18 protein-coding genes are annotated in these 22211 nt (G+C 54.7%); 7 read left to right on the forward strand and 11 right to left on the reverse strand.

Annotated elements, in window-relative coordinates; translation table 11 throughout:
• Positions 1 to 88: 88 nt before the first annotated feature.
• Positions 89 to 1729, forward strand: a complete 1641-nt coding sequence (locus H9S92_RS08955) for an IS1182 family transposase (protein WP_187464761.1) — start codon at positions 89 to 91, stop codon at positions 1727 to 1729.
• 266 nt (positions 1730 to 1995) lie between these two features.
• Here H9S92_RS08955 and H9S92_RS08960 read toward each other — a convergent pair whose 3' ends face one another.
• The 5 genes from H9S92_RS08960 to H9S92_RS08980 all read right to left on the reverse strand — a co-directional run bounded on the left by H9S92_RS08960 (position 1996) and on the right by H9S92_RS08980 (position 7046).
• A complete protein-coding gene (locus H9S92_RS08960) occupies positions 1996 to 2820 on the reverse strand; it encodes a menaquinone biosynthetic enzyme MqnA/MqnD family protein (protein WP_187466373.1) in 825 nt (274 codons plus the stop codon).
• Positions 2814 to 3446, reverse strand: a complete 633-nt coding sequence (locus H9S92_RS08965) for a histidine phosphatase family protein (RefSeq protein WP_187466374.1) — start codon at positions 3444 to 3446, stop codon at positions 2814 to 2816. Before H9S92_RS08965 ends, H9S92_RS08960 begins: the two co-directional genes overlap by 7 nt.
• Positions 3447 to 3496: 50 nt before the next feature.
• The gene (gene mqnE / locus H9S92_RS08970) at positions 3497 to 4684 is read right to left on the reverse strand and encodes an aminofutalosine synthase MqnE (RefSeq protein ID WP_187466375.1); all 1188 of its coding nucleotides are present in this window, start codon (positions 4682 to 4684) and stop codon (positions 3497 to 3499) included.
• A gap of 81 nt (positions 4685 to 4765) precedes the next feature.
• On the reverse strand, positions 4766 to 5452 hold the full coding sequence (locus H9S92_RS08975; RefSeq protein WP_187466376.1) for an L-type lectin-domain containing protein: 687 nt from the start codon (positions 5450 to 5452) through the stop codon (positions 4766 to 4768).
• Between the two features lie 388 nt (positions 5453 to 5840).
• The gene (locus H9S92_RS08980; RefSeq protein WP_222936037.1) at positions 5841 to 7046 is read right to left on the reverse strand and encodes a pyridoxal phosphate-dependent aminotransferase; all 1206 of its coding nucleotides are present in this window, start codon (positions 7044 to 7046) and stop codon (positions 5841 to 5843) included.
• 207 nt (positions 7047 to 7253) lie between these two features.
• Here H9S92_RS08980 and H9S92_RS08985 point away from each other — a divergent pair, with 207 nt between their 5' ends.
• The 3 genes from H9S92_RS08985 to H9S92_RS08995 all read left to right on the forward strand — a co-directional run bounded on the left by H9S92_RS08985 (position 7254) and on the right by H9S92_RS08995 (position 9499).
• A complete protein-coding gene (locus H9S92_RS08985; protein WP_187466377.1) occupies positions 7254 to 7934 on the forward strand; it encodes an Ig-like domain-containing protein in 681 nt (226 codons plus the stop codon).
• 198 nt (positions 7935 to 8132) lie between these two features.
• A complete protein-coding gene (locus H9S92_RS08990) occupies positions 8133 to 8831 on the forward strand; it encodes a CoA transferase subunit A (RefSeq protein ID WP_187466378.1) in 699 nt (232 codons plus the stop codon).
• A gap of 14 nt (positions 8832 to 8845) precedes the next feature.
• A complete protein-coding gene (locus tag H9S92_RS08995; protein ID WP_187466379.1) occupies positions 8846 to 9499 on the forward strand; it encodes a CoA transferase subunit B in 654 nt (217 codons plus the stop codon).
• Positions 9500 to 9629: 130 nt separating this feature from the next.
• Here the strand turns inward: H9S92_RS08995 and H9S92_RS09000 are convergent, their stop codons facing one another.
• On the reverse strand, positions 9630 to 10001 hold the full coding sequence (locus tag H9S92_RS09000) for an RpnC/YadD family protein (protein WP_187466380.1): 372 nt from the start codon (positions 9999 to 10001) through the stop codon (positions 9630 to 9632).
• A 198-nt stretch (positions 10002 to 10199) separates the two neighbouring features.
• Positions 10200 to 13751 carry a chromosome segregation protein SMC gene (smc, locus tag H9S92_RS09005; RefSeq protein WP_187466381.1) on the reverse strand — a complete coding sequence of 1184 codons (3552 nt, stop codon included), beginning with the start codon at positions 13749 to 13751 and terminating at the stop codon, positions 10200 to 10202.
• A gap of 243 nt (positions 13752 to 13994) precedes the next feature.
• On the opposite strand from smc, the gene H9S92_RS09010 reads away from it, so the two are divergent.
• A complete protein-coding gene (locus H9S92_RS09010) occupies positions 13995 to 14309 on the forward strand; it encodes a hypothetical protein (protein ID WP_187466382.1) in 315 nt (104 codons plus the stop codon).
• Position 14310: 1 nt separating this feature from the next.
• On the opposite strand, the gene H9S92_RS09015 is transcribed toward H9S92_RS09010, so the two are convergent.
• Positions 14311 to 14880 (reverse strand): hypothetical protein, encoded by a 570-nt coding sequence (locus H9S92_RS09015; protein ID WP_187466383.1) that lies wholly within the window; start codon positions 14878 to 14880, stop codon positions 14311 to 14313.
• A gap of 95 nt (positions 14881 to 14975) precedes the next feature.
• Between H9S92_RS09015 and H9S92_RS09020 the strand changes: the two genes are divergently transcribed.
• Complete coding sequence (locus tag H9S92_RS09020) at positions 14976 to 16382, forward strand: NupC/NupG family nucleoside CNT transporter (protein WP_187466384.1); 1407 nt, start codon at positions 14976 to 14978, stop codon at positions 16380 to 16382.
• 212 nt (positions 16383 to 16594) lie between these two features.
• Entirely contained in the window at positions 16595 to 17110 is a 516-nt protein-coding gene (locus tag H9S92_RS09025) for a hypothetical protein (RefSeq protein WP_187466385.1), read from the forward strand.
• Between the two features lie 24 nt (positions 17111 to 17134).
• Here the strand turns inward: H9S92_RS09025 and H9S92_RS09030 are convergent, their stop codons facing one another.
• The 3 genes from H9S92_RS09030 to H9S92_RS09040 form a co-directional block, all read right to left on the reverse strand.
• Positions 17135 to 17635, reverse strand: a complete 501-nt coding sequence (locus H9S92_RS09030; RefSeq protein ID WP_187466386.1) for a hypothetical protein — start codon at positions 17633 to 17635, stop codon at positions 17135 to 17137.
• A 121-nt stretch (positions 17636 to 17756) separates the two neighbouring features.
• Positions 17757 to 19847, reverse strand: a complete 2091-nt coding sequence (locus H9S92_RS09035) for a UvrD-helicase domain-containing protein (protein WP_187466387.1) — start codon at positions 19845 to 19847, stop codon at positions 17757 to 17759.
• A gap of 123 nt (positions 19848 to 19970) precedes the next feature.
• Positions 19971 to 21713, reverse strand: a complete 1743-nt coding sequence (locus H9S92_RS09040) for a reverse transcriptase domain-containing protein (protein WP_187466388.1) — start codon at positions 21711 to 21713, stop codon at positions 19971 to 19973.
• Between the last annotated feature and the right edge of the window lie 498 nt (positions 21714 to 22211).

Here is a 22211-nt window from a genome sequence, read left to right on the forward strand (position 1 = left end):
GGGGCCGTCTAAAAAGTCTACTAGGGGGGCATTCTGGTACAAAATACGAAAAAGTAGTATTTTGAGGCTGTTCCCATCCCCGTAGCCGATGAGCACAAAAAGAGCAGTTTTCAAGCCTGACCTCCAGAACCAAGGCTTGCTATTCCCTCCACATCTTGCCGACATGGTACCGCCTCATCATAAGGCGCGGCTGATCAGCCAGATTATAGATGGGATGAACATTGATTCGATCCTAAGCACCTATTTAGGAGGTGGCAGTAGCGCGTACTCTCCTCGGATGCTGCTTAAGGTGTTGGTTTATGCCTATTCTGATCGGGTGTACTCATCTCGTTCGATTGAGAAGGCTTGCTATGAGAACGTGTGCTACATGTGGCTAAGTGGGATGTCCACTCCCGATCACAATACGATCAATAACTTTCGCAAGCACCGCATGGGTGGCCGGGTAAAGGAAGTGTTTGCCCACGTTTTGTTGACTTTACATGAACAAGGCTATGTCAAGCTGGATGATTACTTTTTAGATGGCACTATACTGGAGTCAGTAGCTGGCCGGTACACCTTCGTTTGGAAGTCAAACGTTGAGCGTTACAAGAAGTCGGTGCTAGACCAGATAGGGATGATCGTTTCTCAGATTGACGCTTTATGTGAAAAAGCGGATAAAGAGGATGAGCAAGCTGCCGATGGGGATGATCAAGGGGACAAACTCAGCGACAGTGCAGCAGTCCAAGAAACGATTGATCGACTCAACAAAGCCTTAGAAAGTCAGTCCCCCAGCACCAAGGAGGAAGCCAAAGAGGTCAAAAAGGCAAAGACAAAACTGAAAAACCTGGAGAGCAAGTCCTTGCCCAAACTCCAGGAATATGAGCGCCAGCAAGAATTACTGGGAGATCGGTCGTCTTACTCTAAAACGGATCATGGTGCTACGTTCATGAGGCCCAAAGACGACCACTTGGGCAACGGGGAGCTAAAACCCGGCTACAATGCTCAAGTGGGAACGGAAAACCACTTTGTTGTAAACTGGACAATGCACCAGACGCCTTCTGATGCGGCCTGCCTCATTCCTCATCTTGAAGACACCGAATCGATCTTAAGCCAAATCGGATTGAACTTGCCCAAGGCCATTACAGCCGATGCGGGGTATGGCAACGAAGAGGCCTATCGCTATTGTGAGGGCAAGGAGATAGAAGCCTACCTCAAATACCCGGGCTATTACAAGGAAGAGCAAGGAGTACTTAAAGCGCCATTTGCGCCAAGCCAGTTATACTATAACGAAGAGCAAAATGTGCTGATATGCCCCATGGGTCAGCATATGACGTATTGTGGAGAGGGAGAGGAGAAAACAGCAAGTGGGTATATCCGTGAAACAAGTAAGTACAAAGCCGTCAATTGCATAGGCTGCCCCTTGCGCGGGATGTGTCATAAACAAGACGGCAACCGAGTGGTAACCATTAGCCACAAAGGTCAAAGCTATCGCCAGCAAGCCCGAGCTCGTCTGAGCACGAAAGAGGGTAGAGCAAAGTGCCTGCGCCGTAACGCAGAAGTCGAGGGCTTCTTTGGCAACTTGAAGGCCAATCTGGGAAGACGTCGGTTTACACTAAAGGGACTTACGGGGGTTAACATTGAGATGGGCCTCCTTTCGATAGCCACAAATCTTCGTCGATTACATAAATTATCGATTGAGCAAGGGCGTAGTCTGCTTACTCCGGTCGTACAAAGGGCCCAAATGACCTAAAACGGCCCAAAAATCCGTCTAGACGGCATTTTTAACTCCCTGAAGGCCCACCCAGCATGTGGGGAGGCCCAAAAAAGGAACACATATTTTTTCTTAAATGTGTCAGAACGCAACCAGCACAGCCACCGTGGCGCACCCCACAGCTTTGGGGCTGACTTTTTAGACGGCCCCGAACCTGAATAACCCCGGATGGAGGATGCGTAGCATCCGGAATCCGGGGTACTCCCGCTAGGGTAAAGGGTGCTCGCCCGCTACTGAACTATGAACTACCGAACTACTGAATTCCCCCCTCGCACGTAGGCCAAAAACCGCTCCATCGCCACCCGCTTCGGGGCATCGAGATTGTAATCGATGTGGTGAGTGAAGTACTCCACCAGGCTGAAATCCGGGTGCGGCGAAGAGAGCAGCAATTGCAATTCCGGCAAGTGGGCCATGCCTTCTTCCAGGGCGGCGTTGAAGCGGCGGAGGAAGTCTTCCTCCAGCGGCTTAACCGTTACCCAGGCGGCGAAGACGAAGGGCAAACCCGTGTGGTCTTTCCAGGCTGCGCCGAGGTCGTAGACGTAGCGAAACCGTTGGTCCAGGCCTATGGTGCGGTCGCCAATGACCAGCCCGCCCACGGTGCCGCCGATGCGTTCGATGTAGCCGTCTTCGGCTTCCAGGAAGGTCACGTCGTGCTGCCAGTATTCTTCCAGCAGCAGGCGGGTGAGCATCACGGAGGTGCGGCTGTGGTGATCGAGGTAGATCGCCGTCATTTCGTGGAGGGGGACGTCGCCGTAAACGCAAACCGTTGCCACTGCCCCATCCGAACCAATGCAGTAATCGCTGATCACGCGGGCGTTGGGCAGCTCGGGGATGACGGCCACTGGCACGAGGGCAATGTCGGCTTCGCCCGCCACCAGCCGCCGGGCGCACTCGCTCGGGATGGCCAGGTCCATGTACAACTCCGCCTGTACCTCCGAACGCAGCAAGCCGTAGAGCAACGGCTTGGTATTGAGGTAAGAAACGGCCACCAGGCGGTGGCGGGGAGCCAGATCGGCAGCGCTTGGTGCCTGGGTAGAAACCGGAGATTTACTGGGGGGGAAGTTTACCATCGGCTGGCCATTAATTCCGCCGGGAGGTGCGAACGGTCGTTTTGTAAATCAAAGTGCCAGGTGCCATCATCCTGGAGCTGACCGCGCCACAAGCCCGTATTGCTGTGGATCCACTGATTCATCCGGTCGATGGGTTGGCCCATCATCAGGGTGACGAGCCCGCACATTGCCCGACCGTGGCTGCACACCAGGATCAGGTCTTCGGAGCGCTGGGCCAGGTGGTCCACGAAGGTCTGTAAGCGCTGCCCCATTTCCCGGGCGGATTCGCCGCCGCCAATCCGGCCATCGATTTCGCCCAGGGCCCAGGCGTCTTTGATGCGCTGGTACTCCTCGATGCTTTCCGGGGTGCCCTTTTTTCCTTCGTGATTACCCCAGGACATTTCGTTGATGTTCGCGTGCTGCTCCCAGGGCAATCCCGCGGCAATGAAGGAATCTACCGTCTCCCAGGTCCGCCGCAGTGCGCTGGTCAGCACCACCTGAAACGGCATCTCCCGGTAACGCTCAAAGAGGTGACGGGCTTGTTCGCGGCCATGGTCGTTAAGGCTGGAGTCTACCCCACTGCCCTGGACGATGCCCTGGAGGTTGAAGTCCGTCTGGCCATGACGGACCAGATATACCGTTTTCATTGGCGGAAATGCTTTGGTTGGGGAATTAGAAAAGGACAATCGTGCGGGGCTTATACGACGGGTAAAGCGGTGTAGCCGCGGTACTGCTTTTCGTCGGAAAATTCTACGTCGCGGAAATCGGTAATGACTTCGTACAGCGTCCCCCGTTCGATGGGGTGGCGACCTACGGCGCGGATCATTTTGACAAGCTGCTCAGTGGAGAGGGCCGGGTTTTGCTCGGCACCGGCCATGGAATAAATCCGGGTGGTATCGTCGATGGTGCCATCAATGTCATCTACGCCAAAGGACAAACTCAGCTGGGCCGTGGTCTTCCCAATCATGGGCCAGTAAGCCTTGACGTGATCGAAATTATCCAGGTAGATGCGGCCGATGGCGTAGTTGCGCAGGTCTTCCACGACGGAGCTTTCACTCAGGTGGCTCAGTTCGTTGTTCTGGTTGCGGAACTTCAGGGGGATGAAAGTCTGGAAGCCCCCGGTTTTGTCTTGCAGGGCCCGCAGTTGTTCCAGGTGATCAACCCGGTGCCAGAATTTTTCGATGTGCCCATAGAGCATGGTAGCGTTGGAGCGCATGCCCAGGTTGTGCCACACTTCGTGGATGCGCAGCCATTCGTCGCCCGAGCATTTGCCGCCGGCGATTTGGTCGCGGATCTCCGGATGAAAGATTTCCGCGCCGCCGCCGGGCATGGATTGGAGGCCCGCTTCTTTCATCAGGGCCATGCCTTCCTCGTAGGAAATTTTGGCCTTCTTGAAGATGTAGTGGTACTCCACCGGCGTAAGGGCCTTGACGTGCAGATCAGGACGGTGGGCGCGAATTCTGCGGAACAGTTCGGCGTAAAAAGGCACGTCGTACTGCGGCAGTACCCCGCCAACGATGTGGACCTCGGTAACCGGCTGGTCATCGTACTTTTTGACGATGTCCATGATCTCTTCCAGGCTGTATTCCCAGCCATCTTCCCGCTTCTTGATGCGGCGGCTGTAGCTGCAAAAGGTGCAGGTGTAGAGGCACACGTTGGTGGGCTCAATGTGGAAGTTGCGGTTGAAATAGGTCTTGTCTCCGTGCTTTTCCTCGCGGATGAAGTTGGCCAGGGCACCCAGGTAACCAAGGGGGGCCTCCTCGTAGAGGTGCAGGCCTTCCTCGGGGGTGATGCGCTGGCCGGCGTACACCTTTTCGGCGATGGCACGCAGGCCGGGGGCGAGGCTTCGGTCACGCAGGACAGTAGAAATGCTGGCAGGGGTCATGGGCAAAAGTTCATGGAGCTAGAACGCTCCAAATAACTTTCAGTTTTTACTGAAAGTATTTATTTTCCTGGCATTGTGGCTTTAGTCGGGCTGGGCTTCGGCGAAGACCAGCTTTTTGATGCAGATGTCCTGGGCGTTGGTTTTGCGGCCGGTGGCGGCGGTGACGCCCCAGAACACTTTGGCCTTGCCTGCGAAGACTTCTTTGACGAGGTCGAGTTGGAGCAGGGCGCGTTCCTTGCCATCGAGTTGAACGGTGAGTTGCTTGCGGAAGGGATCCCACTGGATCCAGAGCAGGTGTTTGTTGCCGTCTTCGAGGTTGGGCACTTCGTTGGGGCCCACCAGGCTGGCGTAGTGGTGGGGTTGGCCGTTGACGGTGATGGCGACGTGGTCTCCGGCGGGATCACCGAGGTGGAAGTTCTGGTAAGTGTCAAACTCGATGCCCAGCGACGGGACCAGGCCAGCAAAACCCATGCCTTCGCCCCGGTAGCCGGTGCGCATGACGGGATGAAAAACGAAGCCGATCCCATCAGCACCCAGTTCATCGCGGTTGCCCAGGACCAGGCAGACGGTCAGTTCGAAGGGTCGCGTCAGGTCGATGGCCTTTTCGTACCAGGCCGAGCCGCTGGCGTACTGCGCATCAGGGGTCAGGCGGATGCACTCGTCGTTGAGGATGCGGGCCGTGCCGCCGAGCTGAAATTCCTGCACGCTCGATTGGGCGCTGACGCAGGATGCAAGGAAAAGGGATAGAGCAAGGAAAGTCAGGCGCATAAGGACAGTTTTTGGGGAAGACGGATACCCCCAATATACGGCAATCACGCGAATTGGTTCAAGCAAACCCGGGTAAATGACCCCGGGGGTACGGAACATTGCTCGTTAGACATTGCCTGGCACCTGCGGCCGCGTCGTTTTAGTTCGTATAGCAGTAGTTCGCCAAGGAACTCTACTTACTTCATGCAACTCCATGGGCTAAAACGAGCCGTACCGGAGGTCCACAGTTGGTCGGGCTAAAGCTGCGACAATACCTTGTGCGCTGAACTCCGTGTAACTCCATGCCTAACTCCATGCAACTCCATGGGCTAAAAAACACCCGGGCGGGACGTCCGGAACCGGCGGACCATCACACATCTGACATCGAACATCGTACATCACACATCCCTTACTGCAGGTTGGCCAGTGCAGTTTTGATGCGTTCGATGGCCTTCGTCAGTTGTTCTTCAGAGGCGGCGTAGCTCAGGCGGATGCAGGCATCGGCGCCGAAGGAACTGCCGCCGACGGTAGCCACGTGGGCGTGCATGAGCAGGTATTCGGCCATCTCGTCGGAGTTATTGACAGTGATGCCCGCGTGGGATTTACCGAAAAACGAACTCACGTCGGGGAAAATGTAAAAGGCTCCCTGCGGCCGGTTGACGCGCAGTCCGGGGATTCCTTCCAGGCCTGCAATGATGAGTTCGCGGCGCTTGGCAAAGGCTTCGCGCATGGCGTGGCTGGGCTGCAAATCAGAGTTCAGCGCGTGTACGCCGGCGTACTGCGCGATGCTGTTGGTGCCCGAGGTGCTTTGGCCCTGGAGCTTGCTGCAAGCTTCGGCAATTTCCTGGGGTGCACCGATGTACCCCAGGCGCCAGCCCGTCATGGCAAAGCCCTTGGAGAAGCCGTTGACGGTGATCGTACGGTCTTTAACTTCCGGAAAAGTGCCAATGGAGGCGTGAGCCCCCGTGAAGTTAATGAGTTCGTAAATTTCGTCGGCCACCACAAAAACGTGGGGGTGGCGGGCCAGCATTTTGGCCATGGCGCCGAGTTCTTCGGCGGTGTAGACCGAGCCGGTGGGGTTGCAAGGCGAGCTGTAGAGGATAAACTTGGTGCGGTCGGTAATGGCCGCTTCCACTGCCTCGGCGCTTACTTTGTAGTCGTCTTCAATGCCCGCGCCAACGATGACGGGCTTCGCACCGCAGAGTTCGACGATCGCAGAATAGCTCACCCAGAACGGGGCCAGGATGATGACCTCATCACCAGGATTGAGCAGGGCCTGGGCGACGTTGTAAATGGACTGCTTCGCACCAGTGCTCACCACAATCTGGGCGGGGGTGTAGTCCAGACCGTTTTCCCGCTTGAACTTATCGGAAATGGCTTTGCGCAACTCGGGGATACCGGGGACGGGCGTGTACTTCGTGTGGCCCGCGTCAAGCGCCCGTTTGGCGGCTTCCTTGATGTGTTCCGGGGTGTCAAAATCGGGTTCGCCGAGGCTGAGGCTGATCACGTCGTGTCCCTGGGCTTTGACTTCCCGACCCAGCTGGGCCATCCGCAGCGTAGCGGATTCTTCCATTTTTGATACCAGGTCCGATAGCGGAGAAGTAAGCATGGCCATAATTGCAGTTTCTAAAAGTACGGGGGGATAATTTGCGCAAAAATAACCTAAGGCAGGCCTAAGAAAGTGGATATTATTCACCCGCTTTTCCGGTCGCCAACGGCCAGGCGCTTCCGTACTATCTCCAAAACGACAATATGTTACATCCACCCCCAGCAGGTACTGCCTTTTCCCTAAATTTGTGGACCAAAGCTACCGACTCTTCCCATGCGTTTCCTTTACCTCTTTTTGCTGCCCCTCCTCTTCAGCGCCTGCGTGGGCGAAGACATCCTCGATGATTACGTCGCCCCCCAAATCCGCCTGCAAAACCCCGTGGCCAGCATTGAGGAGGGTACGAGTTACCAGTTCATTGCCGAGTTTTTCAATAACGTCGGCCAGGCAGAGGCCGTTACGCCAACCTGGACCTCAGCCGATCCTGACATCCTCAGCTTCGGCACCGACGGCCTGGCCAATGCCCTGGCTCCCGGAACCACGACCATTACGGTAGCCTACCAGGACGAGTTTGGTGAGACCGCTTCGACGAGCAGCAACGTTGAAGTAGGCCCCTCCACCGTGATCGTAGACGAACCCACCAAGCGTACGGGGACGGCCCGTACTACGAGCACCTACGTTTTGCGGGGCGACTTTGAACTCACCCAACTGCCTACGGGGGAACTGAAGCTCGCTTATGGCGACGATTATACGGCTGATACCCGCCTGCCCGGCTTGTACATCTACCTCACCAACAACCCCAACAGCAACGCCGGAGCCCTCGAACTGGCCCGCGTCCGGGTGTTTTCCGGAGCCCACGAATACATCATCCCGGGCGTTGGGCTCAACGACTACAGCCACGTCCTTTACTACTGCAAACCCTTTTCGGTCAAGGTAGGCGATGGCCCGATCGAGTAAGGTGGCAGCAGGCCGCACCCACTGGTGAGCTATGTACTAACGGGGGCGCGGCCGCAGGTGCAGGGGCAGTAACCAGGGAGCAATGGACGGCCCGCTGGAGCCAAATTGTGCCGATTTCTCGCCCGTCCATTGGGCTAAACCCGGATCTTTTCCGACCTTTACCCACCCGGTCCCCTAAGCTGAGCCGGAAGGATAAACATGAATAAAGTAGTCAAAGACGCCGCTGCCGCCATCCAGGGCATCGAGTCTGGCATGACCCTGATGTTGGGAGGCTTTGGCCTCTGTGGCATCCCCGAACGAAGCATTGAAGCCCTGGTAGAGAGCGGGGTGAATGGCCTGACCTGCATCTCCAACAATGCGGGCGTGGATGATTTTGGCATTGGCCTGCTTTTGCAGCGCCGCCAGGTTAAAAAGATGGTCGCCAGCTACGTCGGTGAAAACAAGGAGTTTGAGCGGCAGATGCTGAGTGGAGAACTGGAGGTTGACCTCATCCCCCAGGGTTCTCTGGCCGAGCGATGCCGGGCCGGCGGTGCGGGCATTCCTGCCTTTTTTACCCCCGCTGGCTACGGGACGGAGGTGGCGGAAGGCAAGGAAGTCCGGGTGTTCAACGGCAAACCCCACATCCTGGAAATGGCCCTGACGGCCGACTTTGCCATCGTCAAAGCCTGGAAGGGCGACCGTCATGGCAACCTCGTCTACAAAGGCACCGCGCGGAATTTTAACCCCGCCATGGCCATGGCTGGCAAAATCACCATTGCGGAGGTCGAAGAACTTGTCGAGCCCGGCGAACTCGACCCCAACCACATCCACACCCCCGGCGTGTTCGTCCAGCGCATCTTCCAGGGCAGCCACTACGAAAAACGGATCGAGCAACGCACCGTCCGCCCCAAAGCCTGAAAAGCAGCAACAGTATGTTAGATAGAAACGGCATCGCCAAACGAATCGCCCAGGAGCTGCAAGACGGCTGGTACGTAAACCTCGGCATCGGCATCCCTACCCTCATTGCCAACTACATTCCCGAGGGGATCAGCGTCACTTTCCAGTCGGAGAACGGCATTCTGGGCATGGGCCCCTTCCCCTTCGATGGAGAAGAGGACGCCGACCTGATCAACGCCGGCAAGCAAACGATCACCGCACTGCCCGGCGCGGCCATCTTCGACTCTTCCACCAGCTTCGCCATGATCCGCGGCCAACACGTGCAGCTGACGGTGCTGGGTGCCATGGAAGTTGCCGAGAATGGAGACATTGCCAACTGGAAAATCCCCGGCAAAATGGTCAAGGGCATGGGCGGCGCAATGGACCTGGTGGCTTCGGCCGATAACATCATCGTAGCGATGATGCACACCAGCCGCGACGGCGAATCCAAGCTGCTCAAGCGCTGTACCCTACCCCTGACGGGCGTGGGTTGTGTTAAGAAAATCGTGACTGATTTGGCCGTGCTGGAAGTGACCCCGGAGGGCTTTTTGCTCCTGGAACGGGCACCCGGCGTAAGCGTGGAACAAATCCAGGCGGCGACGGAAGGCAGGCTCATCGTGCGGGGGGAAGTGCCGGAGGTGCGGGTTTAGGTTTAGGATGTTCCGTCAGTCGGTAAGTTGCCGCGACGCAACGAAGACTAAGGGATAAATCCCGTCGCTACACTGGGCTACCCTCCGGGTCTAGTCGGCCGGGTTATTCCATCGGTAGGGGTTGTACAGCCTAAAGTTCAGCAATTTCCGCCAGGCGCAGGCCCGTACTATCGGCAATTACCTCGGCAGAAATACCGTTGAGCTTCATCGTCCGGGCGATCTCTCGAGTGTGCTGCTCTATGCTCTCTTGCAGGGCGAGTTCTCTGCCGAGTTGCAGACCAAGTTCTCTACCGAGTTTCAGGCCAATTTCTCTACCGAGTTTTTTGCCTTCCTCGCGGGCGGTATCGATTACGTTTTTGAGGTCGCGGTAGTGCTTCAGGCTAGTTTCGTAGGTTTGGCGCTCCTCGCTGCTTAGCTTGGCGACCTCAGCTGCGTCCAACCATTTTCGGGAGCTGCCGAAGTCCGTCAAGGGATTTACAAACTTGCCAGCGATGCTACTCATGGTTTTGGTTATAATTACAAGCTACAAGATAGTCTGGAATCCGGACTTCAAGCTAGCTTAGCAACAAGCTGAGCAGGCATTGCGTTGCGACCACCGAAATGGAAATCAGGGGGGCTGGCCACGTCCACTGCTCTTTTATCCCCTACCTTGCACCTGCGGCCGCGCCCAGCATGAAATACTGCGAAGCAAAAAGGCAGTTTAGACCGCCGAAAACATTGTACTTCCCTCCAGTTCCGTGAACTGTACGGGAATGACGCCGCTGCCCTGCTGCTCGTTGGTGTAGACGCCGTAGATCGTATCGACGGCTTCCATGGTGAGCTTGTTGTGGGTGACGATGATGAACTGGCTTTCCTTGGAAAACTTCTTGATGATGCGGTTGAACTTGGCGATGTTGGCGTCGTCGAGGGGCGCATCGACCTCGTCGAAAATGCAGAAGGGGGCGGGCTTGAGCAGGTAGAGGGCGAAGAGCAGTGCGGTGGCCGTCAGCGTCTTTTCTCCGCCCGAAAGCTGGCTGATGGTCGTGGGGCGCTTGCCCTTGGGCTTGGCGACGATCTCGATTTTGGACTCCAGCGGATCTTCGGGGTCCAGGAGGATGAGGTCGCAGTTGTCGTCTTCGGTAAAGAGGCTGCGGAAGACGTCGATGAAGTAGGTCCGCACCCGTTCGAAAGCCTGCAAAAACTGCACCGTGGCCGTTTCCTCGATTTCCTTGATGGTTTTGACGAGGGTGTTTTTGGCCGCTACGATGTCGTCGCGCTGCTTGGCGATGGTATCGTGGCGCTCTTTCATCTCATCGTAGGCTTCGACGGCCAGGGGGTTGATCTCGCCGTAGTTGCCGATGCGGCCGCGCAGTCGTTCTACCTTGACTTCGAGGTCGCCCACGGATCCTACCCACTCGGGGATTTCCAGCTGGCTGAGTTCTTCGAGGCCGACGTTGAACTCGATCTTGAGGCGCTCGGAGATGCCGTCGATGCGGAACTTGATGTCCGTAAATTTCTCTTTGAGCTGGTTGACCAGGATTTGCCCGTCTTGTCGCCGCCGGTTTTCGCGCCGGAGTTCGTCTTCCAGGTTGTTGATGCCCGTGCGGGCGGCGAAGTAAGCCTGTTCTACGGCGTTGAGGGTCGTTTGGTACTCGCTGCGGTTGGCGTACATCTGCTCCAGGTTCCTGGCCAGGGTGATTTCCTGGTCTTCGAACTGCCTGGACTCGACGGCCAGGCGTTCCAGTTGTTCCTTGTTGCTGGCGTCTTGTTCGCCGAGTTCCTGGAGGCGGTTGCGGCGGAAGAGCACTTCCTGCTCCAGCGTCTGGATCTTGTTCTGCTGGCGGATGAACTGGATGTTCTGCTCGTTGTAGGCGGCGGAGGCGGCGCTGAGTTGCTCGCTGAGCTGGCGGTAGTTGCCGTCGGTACCCGCCAGCTGTTCGCGCAGGGCTTCTACGGTGGCCTGCGCCTTGGCGAGGTCGCGGTCAATCACGGCATTGGCCTGGTTGATGGCGTCAACTTGCTGGGCGAGTTGAACGTTTTTGGCCTCGGTATCGCCGAAGTAGTTGGCAAAGCTTTCCACCCGGGCTTTGAGGCCGGCCCGCTTTTGCTGGAGCCGGCTTAATTCCCGCTGCTTTTCCTGGATGTCTTTATCGACCCGCCGCTGCCGCAGTTCGTTGAGGCGGTTGCGCTCCTGGTACAGTTCCTTCTCTACGGCCCGCACCTGCTTCTCCGCTTCGGCGATGGCCTTTTCCAGGACTTCCAGGTTCTTCTTCCGGCCGATCTTTTTGCCTTCGAAGAGGCCCACCGAACCACCGCTGACGGAGTAGGGCCGGCGGATGTAGCGCCCGCTGCGGGAAAGGATGGTGATGCCCTCCGGGGGTTGACCGGGGAGTTCGTCGGAGTCGGTCACCAGCACGTTGTGCAGCAGGTGATCGAGTAATGGTTGGTAGGTTTTGTCGACCTGCACTACGTCCGTTGCCAGCCGCGTACCGCCGGGCAGCAGGGCCGCTCCGCCCTGGTAGGGTCCGATGGCGTCGAGCAGGAAGAAATTGGCTTTGCCCTTCTGGCTTTTGCTGAGCAGGGAGATGGCCTGCCGGGCTTCTTCGGCGTTATCGACCACGTAGTAGTTCAGGAAACCTTCCAGGTAGTTTTCGATGGCTACGCGGTAGTCTTGGTCGACGAGCACCAGGTCGGACAGCAGTTGCGGATCTTCTTTCCACTGCTTGCTCTGGCTGAGGAAGCGGATGGATTCGGGGAAACCTTCCAGGCTATCGATCATGCTCTTGGTGAGCTTGAATTCGTTGCGGCGCGCGTCAAGGCCCCGGTTGATCTTGCTCTGGTCGTTCTGGAGTTGCTCCACCTTTTCGGTGGCGGCATCGAGGGCTTCGCGACGCTCGGTTTCGGCCAGTTCCAATTTTTCGAGGGCGGTCAGGGCGACGGCCTCTTCGGCTTCGAGCTCCTTCAGGCTCGCCTCCAGGCTTTCTTTTTCGCCGCGGCGGTCTTCCATCTCGCCGACGTTGCGCTCGATCTGGAACCTGAAGTTTTCGACCTGGTTGCCGTTGATGGCCTTGCGCTTTTCGAGTTCGAAGATGTTGCGCTCTTCCTGCTGCTGGGCTTTGAGCCCTTCTTCGAGGCGACCTTTGATGGTTTCGTGGCCGCTGCGGATTTCGGCCAGGGCCTGTTCGGCGGCGTTAACGGCTTCCTGGCGCTCGGTTTCTACGGTGCGTTCGTTGGCGATCTGGGCTTCCATCCGCTCGATCTGCCCGAGGTATTCGGCGAGCTGCCCGCCGGCGGTGGTGATGTCTTGCTGGAGCTTTTCCGTTTGGCGGCGGACGAAGGTCTTGCGCTGGGCCAGCATCTGCTTTTCGTTCTCCAGGCCCCGGAGTTCGTTGACCAGCTCGTTGAGCAGTTTCTGGCGCTCGCCGAGGGCTTTTTCCTTATCGATGTGCTGGGCCTTTTCCGCTTCCAGGGTGGCTTCGAGTTGGCGGATGTTGACGTCAACGCTGCGGTACTGGTCTTCGGCGGCGGTGATTTCGCCCTTCAGTTTGCCGTAGTCGTTGCGCAGGTCGGCGACCTTCACCTGGGTGAGTTGCAGGCTCTGTTCGCGGTACTGGGCTTTGAGCTCCAGGTAGCGGCGGGCGCGTTGGGCCTGTTTTTCGAGGCTGGCCAGGTTGTTGTTGATCTCGTGGAGGAGGTCTTCGATGCGGTCGAGGTCGTCTTCGGTGGCCTTCAGCTTTTGCAAAGACTCGCGCTTGCGGGCCTTGTACTTGCTCACGCCCGCGGCCTGCTCGAACATCCGCCGCCGGCTGTTGTCCTTGTCGGCCAGGATGTCATCAACCATCCCCAGGGCGATGATGGCGTAGGAATTGGAGCCGATGCCGGTATCGAGCAACAGGCTGGTGATGTCTTTAAGGCGGCACTGCACGCCGTTGAGGCGGTATTCGGAGTCGCCCGAGCGGTAGAGCAGGCGGGTGATCGTCACCGTGTTGTATTCGGTGGGCAGCAGGCCCTTGTCGTTGTCGAAGGTGAGGCTGACCGAGGCCATGTTGCCAGCCTTCTTCTTCTTGGTGCCGTTGAAGATGATGGAACTCATCTTATCCAGGCGCAACTCACTGCCTTTCTGCTCGCCGAGCACCCAGCGGATGGCGTCGACGATGTTGGATTTGCCGGAGCCGTTGGGCCCGACGATGCCAATGACGTCTTCGTCGAAGTTGACGACCGTCGTGTTCGCAAAAGACTTGAATCCCTTGATTTCTAGTTGGCGTAGGCGCATAGCGGCGCGAAGGTAGGCTGGTTGGGCGGTATCTTGTGAAAGAATTATCCAAAACGTAGGGTTGAAAACGAATACGTAGGGCTACACCCTACGCTACTCAAGCGTCCCCTCCAGGGACGGGTGGGCAGGGAGGGGCTTACCCCGCTCCTTGTCCTGACTCCCCCCTTCGGGGGGCCGGGGGGGAGCACCTGCGTCCGCGCCCGAAAGGCCCGATTATTCCCACCGGCAAGCTACCTTCGCGGCATGTTACCGATGACCAAACCAAACCTGAAAAAGCTGGAGGTGCTGGCCAAAGAACTGGGCTACACCGTGCGCTACGAAAAGGGCAATTTTCAGTCGGGCTACTGCCTGGTCGAAAGCCGCCGCGTGGCCATCATCAACCGTTTTTTCGACACCGAGGGCCGCATCAACGTACTTTTCGACATCCTGAGCCAGTTCCGGCCCGACGAAACCACGCTGGAACTTTCCGAGCCGTCGGCCAAACTCTGGAAAAAGCTCAAACCCTTCCTCGGCATCGAAGCGGCCGAACCCAACGAGGCGGCGGCCGAAGAAGAGTAAGTTAGTAGCGCCGCAGCGTGGCAGCCTGGTAGCCCCCGACGCGAAAGGCCTCCACCACGGGGATGTCTTCGCCGTCCACCGGCGCGCCGCCGGTGCTGCGTACAGGCGTGGTGCTGCCGCTCTGGATCGAGTATTCCAGGGCATCGCCGCGGTGTTCGAGGTTGGCCAGCAGGTACGATCCCTGCACGGTAAAGACGCTGCGGTAGCTGCCGCCCAGGTAGTAGCCATCGAGCAAAAGGCTGTTCTTTTCGTCGCAAATCCAGTGGTGTGGCCCGTCTGCACCGCGCACGAGGTAGTAGTCGCGCTTGCCCGCTTCGCGGTCGGTGCCGTAAATAATGGTGTAGGTGTAGGTGCTGTCGTTGACCGGCTGGATGAGCAGTTCCATCGGCACGGCCTGGACCTGGCCGCTGGCGTTGAAAATGCGGAGTTCGCCGCGCCAGTTGCCCACGAAGTCGGTCGGGAACGCGGGCAAGTCGGCCGTTTGAGCGGGCGCGGACGCAGGTGCCAGGACCAGAACAAAGAGCAAGGGAAGGACCCGGCAAAGGTGGTGGGCGGCGCAAAATCGGTTCATTCGCAGTTTTTTTTGCCAAGGTAAGGCTGCCGTGGATTCCCTTCCTGACCTGCACACCCAAAAAGTACTAACTTGCCGCCCACCCAAGATTGACCATGACTTTTGCTTACGATCTTTTCCGCTGTTTGCTTGGCCTTTCTGCCATGATCGGGGTCTGCTACTTCTTCAGCAGCAACCGCAAGGCCATCAACTGGCGCCTCGTCGGCATCGGGATGGCGATGCAGTTTGTGCTGGCCCTGCTGATCCTGAAAGTGAAGTGGGTATCGATGCTTTTCGACTACGTGGCCACGGGTTTCCGCAAGACGCTGGAATTTACCAGTGCCGGCTCGCAGTTCCTCTTCGGCAGCATCGTCAATGATATGGACAGCTTCGGCTACATCTTCGCCTTTCAGGTGTTGCCTACGATCATCTTCTTCTCGGCCCTTTCGGCCATCCTTTATTATCTGGGGATTTTGCAGAAAGTCGTGTACGGCATGGCCTGGATGCTGAGCAAAGCCATGGGCCTGAGCGGACCGGAAAGCCTGGCCGCTGCGGCCAACGTATTCATTGGCCAAACCGAAGCGCCGCTGGTGATCAAGCCCTACCTGGAGCAAATGACGCGCTCGGAGCTCCTCTGCGTCATGGTGGGCGGTATGGCGACGATTGCGGGCAGTGTTTTTGTGTCCTACATCGGCTTTCTGGGGGGCAACGACCCGGAAAGCCAGCAATTTTTTGCCAAGCACCTGCTTACGGCCAGCATCATCTCAGCGCCCGCCGCCATCGTGTGTGCCAAGATGCTCCTGCCCGAAACACCTGAGGCGCTGGCGGCCGTCGTCACCAAAGACGGCACGCCGGAAGACGCAACGGCCCCCGCGCCCACCAAAGACAAGCGCCTGGAGATGGCCGCTGACGACAGCAACAACCTCCTCGATGCGATCAGCCGCGGCACCACCGACGGACTGAAGCTGGCCGTGAACGTCGGCGCTATGCTGCTCGTCTTTACCGCCCTGATCTACATGCTCAACGTCTTCTTCGTGGGCGGGACGGACATCCTCAACGACCTGGCCATCTGGGCCGGCCTGGCGGATGCCGACCCCGCCGCCAGCTGGAACAACACCATCCGCGCCGCGACGGGCAACCGCTTTGAAGGCTTCAGCTTTTCTTACCTGCTGGCGCTCTGCTTCGCGCCCGTGGCCTGGATCATCGGCGTGCCCATGCAAGACATTACGCTGATCGGGCAGCTGCTCGGCCTCAAAACCGTGATCAACGAATTTGTGGCCTACGACGTTTTCCGCGTCATCCAGAACGACCCCACGGTGACCTTGAGCCCGAAGAGCACGCTCATTGCGGCATATGCCCTGTGCGGCTTTGCCAACTTTGCCAGCATTGGCATCCAGGTGGGCGGCATTGGGGCCATTGCGCCGGGCCAGCGCAAAAACCTGACGGATTTGGGGATGATTGCTTTGCTGGGGGGTACGGTGGCTTGTTTGATGACTGGGGCGGTGGCTGGGATGTTTTATTAGTGAGGGGGCTAGCCTCGTTGAAAAGTGAATATTTTAGCAACTTCTTGAGCATTTACAGAACTAACTATATGGCTGAAGTAATTAATTGCGTGAAAGCCAATAAAAAATAATATTCAGGCTATTGCATCGATCCTCCATTTGTCCATTAACGGGCAAAATCTGATTCATTTTCCATGAATTTTAAATTATTACAATAAAATTCGAATTAAGTTATGCTATTTCGACTCTTTCTTGCTATAACTCTTTCAACCTTCTTTGGATTTTCGCATTCCTACTCTCCCCCCGGTCCGTGTGGGCCAGTACAGCGTCTTACAACGCAACTTGTCGATTTCTACATGCCAACTGGATGGCGTTTTGAAGAAACGGACTCATATCATACGGTTTTCCCAAATATTCCGGCAAACGGCTTTAAGTGCAATATCATTATCAGTTCGAGGTCTTTAGCGGGATTGCAAATATCTAATGAGCAAATGGCATCGTTCATTATTTCTGAATATTCGGAAATTAACGGATTTCGCATGCTAAATAAATCTGTTTACAGTAAAGATGGCGCAGGCATTATCGATATTTCTTTCAAAGTAGATGATGATTTCAATGGTTACTATCGAGCTTACTATTTTCTTAAGAACGGAGAGCTCTTACTCCTCAATTTTACAGGCACACAAACTCAGTATGAAGTCCTAGAGGTGTGCATTGACGATTTAATGGCGTCTGCACGTATAAGTTGATCCAACCTACCATAAAGCGACATTTCACCATTCACCAACTTTCTCATTTAACAACATGGCCTCCACATTTCCATGGCCAACCAGAGCAAATTCGACCCATTCCCCAAACTTTTCAAAACAGGGGGAACAGCAGTTGTTATCAAAGTCAACCTCGTATGTGCCTCGATTTATCGTTATTTTTTCTACTAAAATAACACATTCACCTTCTCCGGGATCTCGATCGTAGTACAAATAGGCATCACCGATTAATTCTTGATTATTCGGCATTTTTATGCGAATTTTATAGACTAAATCTACGGCGTAACTTGGAGCAAAAGGGTGCCCAATTTTTTCAACTGGGTATATGCTACTTACTGCCCACACCGTAACCATTCCTGCAATAATTCCTGGGACTAATGCTTGCCCAAAATAAGTACCTATATTGCTGATAGATAGATCTTTATAACTCCTGCCTCCCTTTAAAAGATTTGAAGCAATCTGAATAAAAGTAATTATTAATATGGCAATAGCAATGACTATGAGCATGCGGGAATTAATTTTTAGTTGGATTGATGCATTCCTTTACTCTACGATCAAGGGATACTTAGGTTATTGAAGCGAGCTTGAGCCAGGCAATATAAAATACCCCCCCCCACACTCCCCCACTCTACCCATTCAAATCCCCCAGAAATTCGCTGGCACCGCCGGCACAACTGATCCAGAGGAAATCGCGGGCGCGGGTGCAGGCTACGTACAGGAGGTGGCGCTCTGTTTCGTACACTTCCTCAATCTGGGCCATGTCGAGGACGTTTTCGATGCGTTCGGGGCTCGGGATGACGTCTTCATCGCAGGCCATTACCGCCACGGCTTTGAATTCGAGCCCTTTGGCGAGGTGCATGGTGCTGATGGTTACGCAGTTGATTTTGGTGTTGAGTTTTTCATCCAGTTCACAGGCCGTTTGGTCGGCGGCTTCAACGGCGAGGTGGGCACGGTTGAGTTCAGCGGCGGAGCGCACAAATACGGCAATTTCTTCCGGTGAAACACCAGCGGCGATCCGTGTAGAAATCCAGTCGGCCACTGCGTTCCACTCTTCTTCTGGTGTTCCAAATACTTTGATGGTGGGTACCGGACCGTTAAAGACAGACTGGGTATTATTACGGGTTTCGGTATTGCCATCCAGGTCAGCGACTTCGGGGGACAGAAGCAAGTCGGCCTGGGAGCGAATCTGGTGGCTGGTGCGGTAGTTGATGCGTAAGGTGGCAGCACGACCACGGACACTGACGCCGAGGGCAGACCAAGAAAAAGGCGCTTGGAAGATGCGCTGTCCCAGATCGCCGGAGAAAAACAAACCGTTGGGTTTGGAACCGACCAGGCTGGCAAGGAAGCGGAGCTGCGGAACACTGATGTCTTGCGCCTCATCGACAACTACGTAATCGTAAGGGGACAACTCTTTGGGGTGAGCATAGCGATCTGATAGCGCCTGGAAAATACTCGCTTGGGTATACCATCCTTGCTTTTCCAATTCGGCGAAGACAGTTGCAAATATGGGCCAGGCTTTTTCGCGGCGGGACTGGGGTAAGGCGGTTCTCCGCCCGATTCTTTTTACGTCCAAGTAATCCTTTAGCGTCTTGAGCTGCCAGGGATTAACCACATTATGCCATTCATTTTTGAGAAAAGCGATGGTGAAATCGTGGTCCGTCTGCTCGGCAGCAGCGAGGAGCAGCTCATTCTGGCTTTGCTCATCAACCATCTTTGCATCCTGCGTCCGCGCCCGAAAAATTCGATTGGCTACGGCGTCCAACGCCTGGATGGTAATGCGCTCGCCGAGCACGGGCTCGTGCTGCAAAAGCCGATTGAGGCTCTTACGAAGGGCATTGGCCAGCGCATCAGAAAAGGTGGTTAATAAGACGATGGCTTCCGGATTGGCGCGGACCAGGTGGACCGCACGGTGCAGGGCCACCACTGTTTTTCCCGTACCGGCCGATCCAGATACCCGGGCCGGACCAGAGTAATCCTTGGCCACCAATTCCCGCTGGGAAGGATGAAGAAAAATCGTCCATTTGTCCCACGGAGCATCGAGGGCCGCTTCCAGCTCCTCCCTGGATTCGATGAGGCGGAAGCGTCGCAGTGCATCGGGATGTTCGAAGGGGTCGGCTGGCGCATTTTCTTTCTGTACCGGTTCGGGAGGGATGGTGCCAATGGCCAGATCAAGAAGGGCTTCGACGGCTTCGCCGGGAAGGTGCTCGATGAGGTTCAGCAACTGGTCTTCAGTAGCCTCCTTCAATTGTTGTAGCCAGGTTTCGGGAACCCCATAGCGCAGCAGAAATTCATCAGCGTAGATGGCTAATGGTTTACGCGGTTGTCGGTGCCCTTCGGTTATTTCCCGTTCTACCCGTTTGTTGATATAAATAGGGACAATCACCTCACGGCTGACTTCGGATATCTCTACCAATTGAGCAGCCCCGGTGCTAGGATGCACCTCAAGCTTGCGGTTATTGGCCCAAGCGTAGGCATCATCATGGTGATCTACGTAACAAACCAGCGTACTGTTACCGTCGCGGTGGATGATGATACGAAGATCCATATTCGCACTGACAGACCAGAAGTGTTTGTCGCGTGCGTTAAGTTTGTGGAGCCGCAAGCCGTTACCCGTAGGATCGAGCTGAAGGTCCATCAGGGTTATCTTGATAGACTTCTGCTCCTTGTTGGAGAGTTTAGCGAGGGCGTCGGTGAAGGTGTCGGCTATTCGGAAGTCCATGGGAGCGGTAGGCGTTAAATCAATTGGTTCATCAGACGCCGTAACTTACGATGAATCTTTCTAAAAGTGTATTATTTTTACGGGCGAGGAGGTCTGCGTATTCCTAAATGAAGCCGATTACAGCTAATTTCGATCCTCAAATTCATAGCGAACCAACGCCACAATATCCCCCAAAAATGCCCGCACCGAATCATAGTCTCCGCCGTCAATCCATTTAAATACAAGGTATTCCTCTTGAGCTTTTACCTCGTCTTTCGGCATAACTCTATCCTTCTGATGCTTCTTTTTATAAGCAGCGTTCTTTGCGGGAATACCCTCCAAAGTTTGTTTTAAACTCGCCTCATCACGTTTAGTAAATTCCGAGCCATGAACATAAAAATTCCTTAATTGCCGTAGCAACCTAGGCAACTTGGGAGGGTTCCGCCCTTTAGCATAGTAGCAGTCATTAAGAAACTGACTCTCTAACATATAAGTTTTGTAGTCAGCAAAAGACGTTTTGTTTTCAGCTTCTTTTCTGGCACGCTCAACATCTTCAGGCGAATGGTCTTCTTTTTTCTTTCCTAATAGCATTCTTTTGAAAGCATCATTATTGTCAAAAAAATGCCTCCCTATCTTAGAATAGTCCTCTTGAAATTTTATTAAAAAATATACCTTATACAGCTCCTCAAGTTGAACGAAAGTGTAGGTGCAGTAACGGATAAATCGATCACGACTAGAAAATTGATTGTTCTTGATCATTGCCACATTCTCAGCCAGGCGGTTAAAGCGTACCAGCCGTTGAAATATTTTTTGATTTTGGATAAATGAATAGTTCTGGCCATTCATCAACTCCCAGTATTCGGCAAGTAACTTCATGTATCTAGTGTCAGAAAGCAGTTGATTTTTCCGCTGACGCAGCGGCAGTTTATGGTTATCTACCATTCCAATAAACTCTATACGTCCAAGTAAGACATTCGAAAGATTATACAGAGGCCCTTTAGGGTAATTTGCCTTGAATAAGGCTTCTGCCTCCTCATATCCAAGCTTCTTCCAATTGTGCAACATCGCCCGGGTAATACGGCAATACTTTTTCTTGACACTTACTTTACTATTTACCACGAGGCCGGTTACACTTTGACGGCCAGAACTCCGCTGAATCCTGGTTTTTTCTTTATTTACCTTAAACCCCAGTTTTTCGCAGCGCTGATAGATGATATTGATGAAAACTTCCTCAGCAACTTTAGGGTAGTTGCTACTAAATGTCAAATCATCAGCATACCGGGTATATGTAAAACGATGCTTTTGGGCAAGCGCTCTCAGATTCAGATCCAAGGAGTGACAAACCAAATTTGCCATAGCAGGAGAAGAAGGTGCTCCTTGAGGAAGCCGGTCTTCCCGACACATCAAATTAGTCATCACTTGATTAAGCTGAGACACTAATGGTATGGACGCAGGAGGCTTGGCTAGCGCTTCGGCAACCATGCTTGAGTTTATGGTTGGAAAAAAGTTTAAAAGATCAAGATTAATCACCACATTTTTGCCGGTATGTCGAGCGGCATTGTCTACGATATTCCTTCCAGGAACAAATCCATAGGCACTAGGCGATTTAAGTTCTTTTTGATACTCATTCAGCAAAGTACATAGCCCCTTCTGTACCGCTTTTAGATGAGGATTAGGCCCATGAATGATTCGCAGGCTTCCATTTTTCTTAGGTAGATGTAATTCCTTGTAACAAGAACTTGCTACCTCCGATAGTGCCTGTAGCGACAGCGGAGTATAAGCTTGTTTTAGCAAGGGCTCAGAAACAGGGATGCTATTTAAGTACTGGCAAAGATCCTGTACCGAGAGAAGACCAAAAGATGAACTTAGTAAAGCAGGACGAGGCATATCACATGTTCAAAATAGCCCACCCGGAGAACTGAATTCAGCCGCCCGGGGGAAAAGAGAAAACTCGGAGGCGCCCGAATCGAAAATTAGCGGGGGTCTTGCGGAAAGGCCTTCATGCACTAACTCCATGGCTACATCAGAATTTACATGGCGAAACACCATACAGGGGCAACAAGCTAATGCCTCGTCCCGGCGCTAATGTACAACTACTGATCATAGTAGACAACTTACTTCTACTTTAGACTAACCTCAAAAGCAACAGGCTCAAAATGGACCAGGTTGATCTCTGTAGCTCCAAGTCCCTTGGAACTATCCTTAGATTGTGCATTGACGCCTTCATGGTCCAGTGATTCTAACTTTCGGCTAACCCACCTTTACTGGATACCACCTGTTTATGAATCGCTCTAGAATGTTGCCCTGTATCACAACTGCGCTCGTAACTCTTGCATTGAGAAACGGTCCGAAACAAGTTGCTATAGCCAGACGGCCAGCTTAAGC

Source organism: Neolewinella lacunae, assembly GCF_014349155.1.
GTDB lineage: Bacteria > Bacteroidota > Bacteroidia > Chitinophagales > Saprospiraceae > Neolewinella > Neolewinella lacunae.

Excerpts from the sequence above, each read along its gene's own strand:
- H9S92_RS08955 (WP_187464761.1), top strand. The coding sequence starts at position 89 with ATGAGCACAAAAAGAGCAGTTTTCAAGCCTGACCTCCAGAACCAAGGC.
- H9S92_RS08960 (WP_187466373.1), bottom strand. The coding sequence starts at position 2,820 with ATGGTAAACTTCCCCCCCAGTAAATCTCCGGTTTCTACCCAGGCACCA.
- H9S92_RS08965 (WP_187466374.1), bottom strand. The coding sequence starts at position 3,446 with ATGAAAACGGTATATCTGGTCCGTCATGGCCAGACGGACTTCAACCTC.
- mqnE (WP_187466375.1), bottom strand. The coding sequence starts at position 4,684 with ATGACCCCTGCCAGCATTTCTACTGTCCTGCGTGACCGAAGCCTCGCC.
- H9S92_RS08975 (WP_187466376.1), bottom strand. The coding sequence starts at position 5,452 with ATGCGCCTGACTTTCCTTGCTCTATCCCTTTTCCTTGCATCCTGCGTC.
- H9S92_RS08980 (WP_222936037.1), bottom strand. The coding sequence starts at position 7,046 with ATGGCCATGCTTACTTCTCCGCTATCGGACCTGGTATCAAAAATGGAA.
- H9S92_RS08985 (WP_187466377.1), top strand. The coding sequence starts at position 7,254 with ATGCGTTTCCTTTACCTCTTTTTGCTGCCCCTCCTCTTCAGCGCCTGC.
- H9S92_RS08990 (WP_187466378.1), top strand. The coding sequence starts at position 8,133 with ATGAATAAAGTAGTCAAAGACGCCGCTGCCGCCATCCAGGGCATCGAG.
- H9S92_RS08995 (WP_187466379.1), top strand. The coding sequence starts at position 8,846 with ATGTTAGATAGAAACGGCATCGCCAAACGAATCGCCCAGGAGCTGCAA.
- H9S92_RS09000 (WP_187466380.1), bottom strand. The coding sequence starts at position 10,001 with ATGAGTAGCATCGCTGGCAAGTTTGTAAATCCCTTGACGGACTTCGGC.
- smc (WP_187466381.1), bottom strand. The coding sequence starts at position 13,751 with ATGCGCCTACGCCAACTAGAAATCAAGGGATTCAAGTCTTTTGCGAAC.
- H9S92_RS09010 (WP_187466382.1), top strand. The coding sequence starts at position 13,995 with ATGTTACCGATGACCAAACCAAACCTGAAAAAGCTGGAGGTGCTGGCC.
- H9S92_RS09015 (WP_187466383.1), bottom strand. The coding sequence starts at position 14,880 with ATGAACCGATTTTGCGCCGCCCACCACCTTTGCCGGGTCCTTCCCTTG.
- H9S92_RS09020 (WP_187466384.1), top strand. The coding sequence starts at position 14,976 with ATGACTTTTGCTTACGATCTTTTCCGCTGTTTGCTTGGCCTTTCTGCC.
- H9S92_RS09025 (WP_187466385.1), top strand. The coding sequence starts at position 16,595 with ATGCTATTTCGACTCTTTCTTGCTATAACTCTTTCAACCTTCTTTGGA.
- H9S92_RS09030 (WP_187466386.1), bottom strand. The coding sequence starts at position 17,635 with ATGCTCATAGTCATTGCTATTGCCATATTAATAATTACTTTTATTCAG.
- H9S92_RS09035 (WP_187466387.1), bottom strand. The coding sequence starts at position 19,847 with ATGGACTTCCGAATAGCCGACACCTTCACCGACGCCCTCGCTAAACTC.
- H9S92_RS09040 (WP_187466388.1), bottom strand. The coding sequence starts at position 21,713 with ATGCCTCGTCCTGCTTTACTAAGTTCATCTTTTGGTCTTCTCTCGGTA.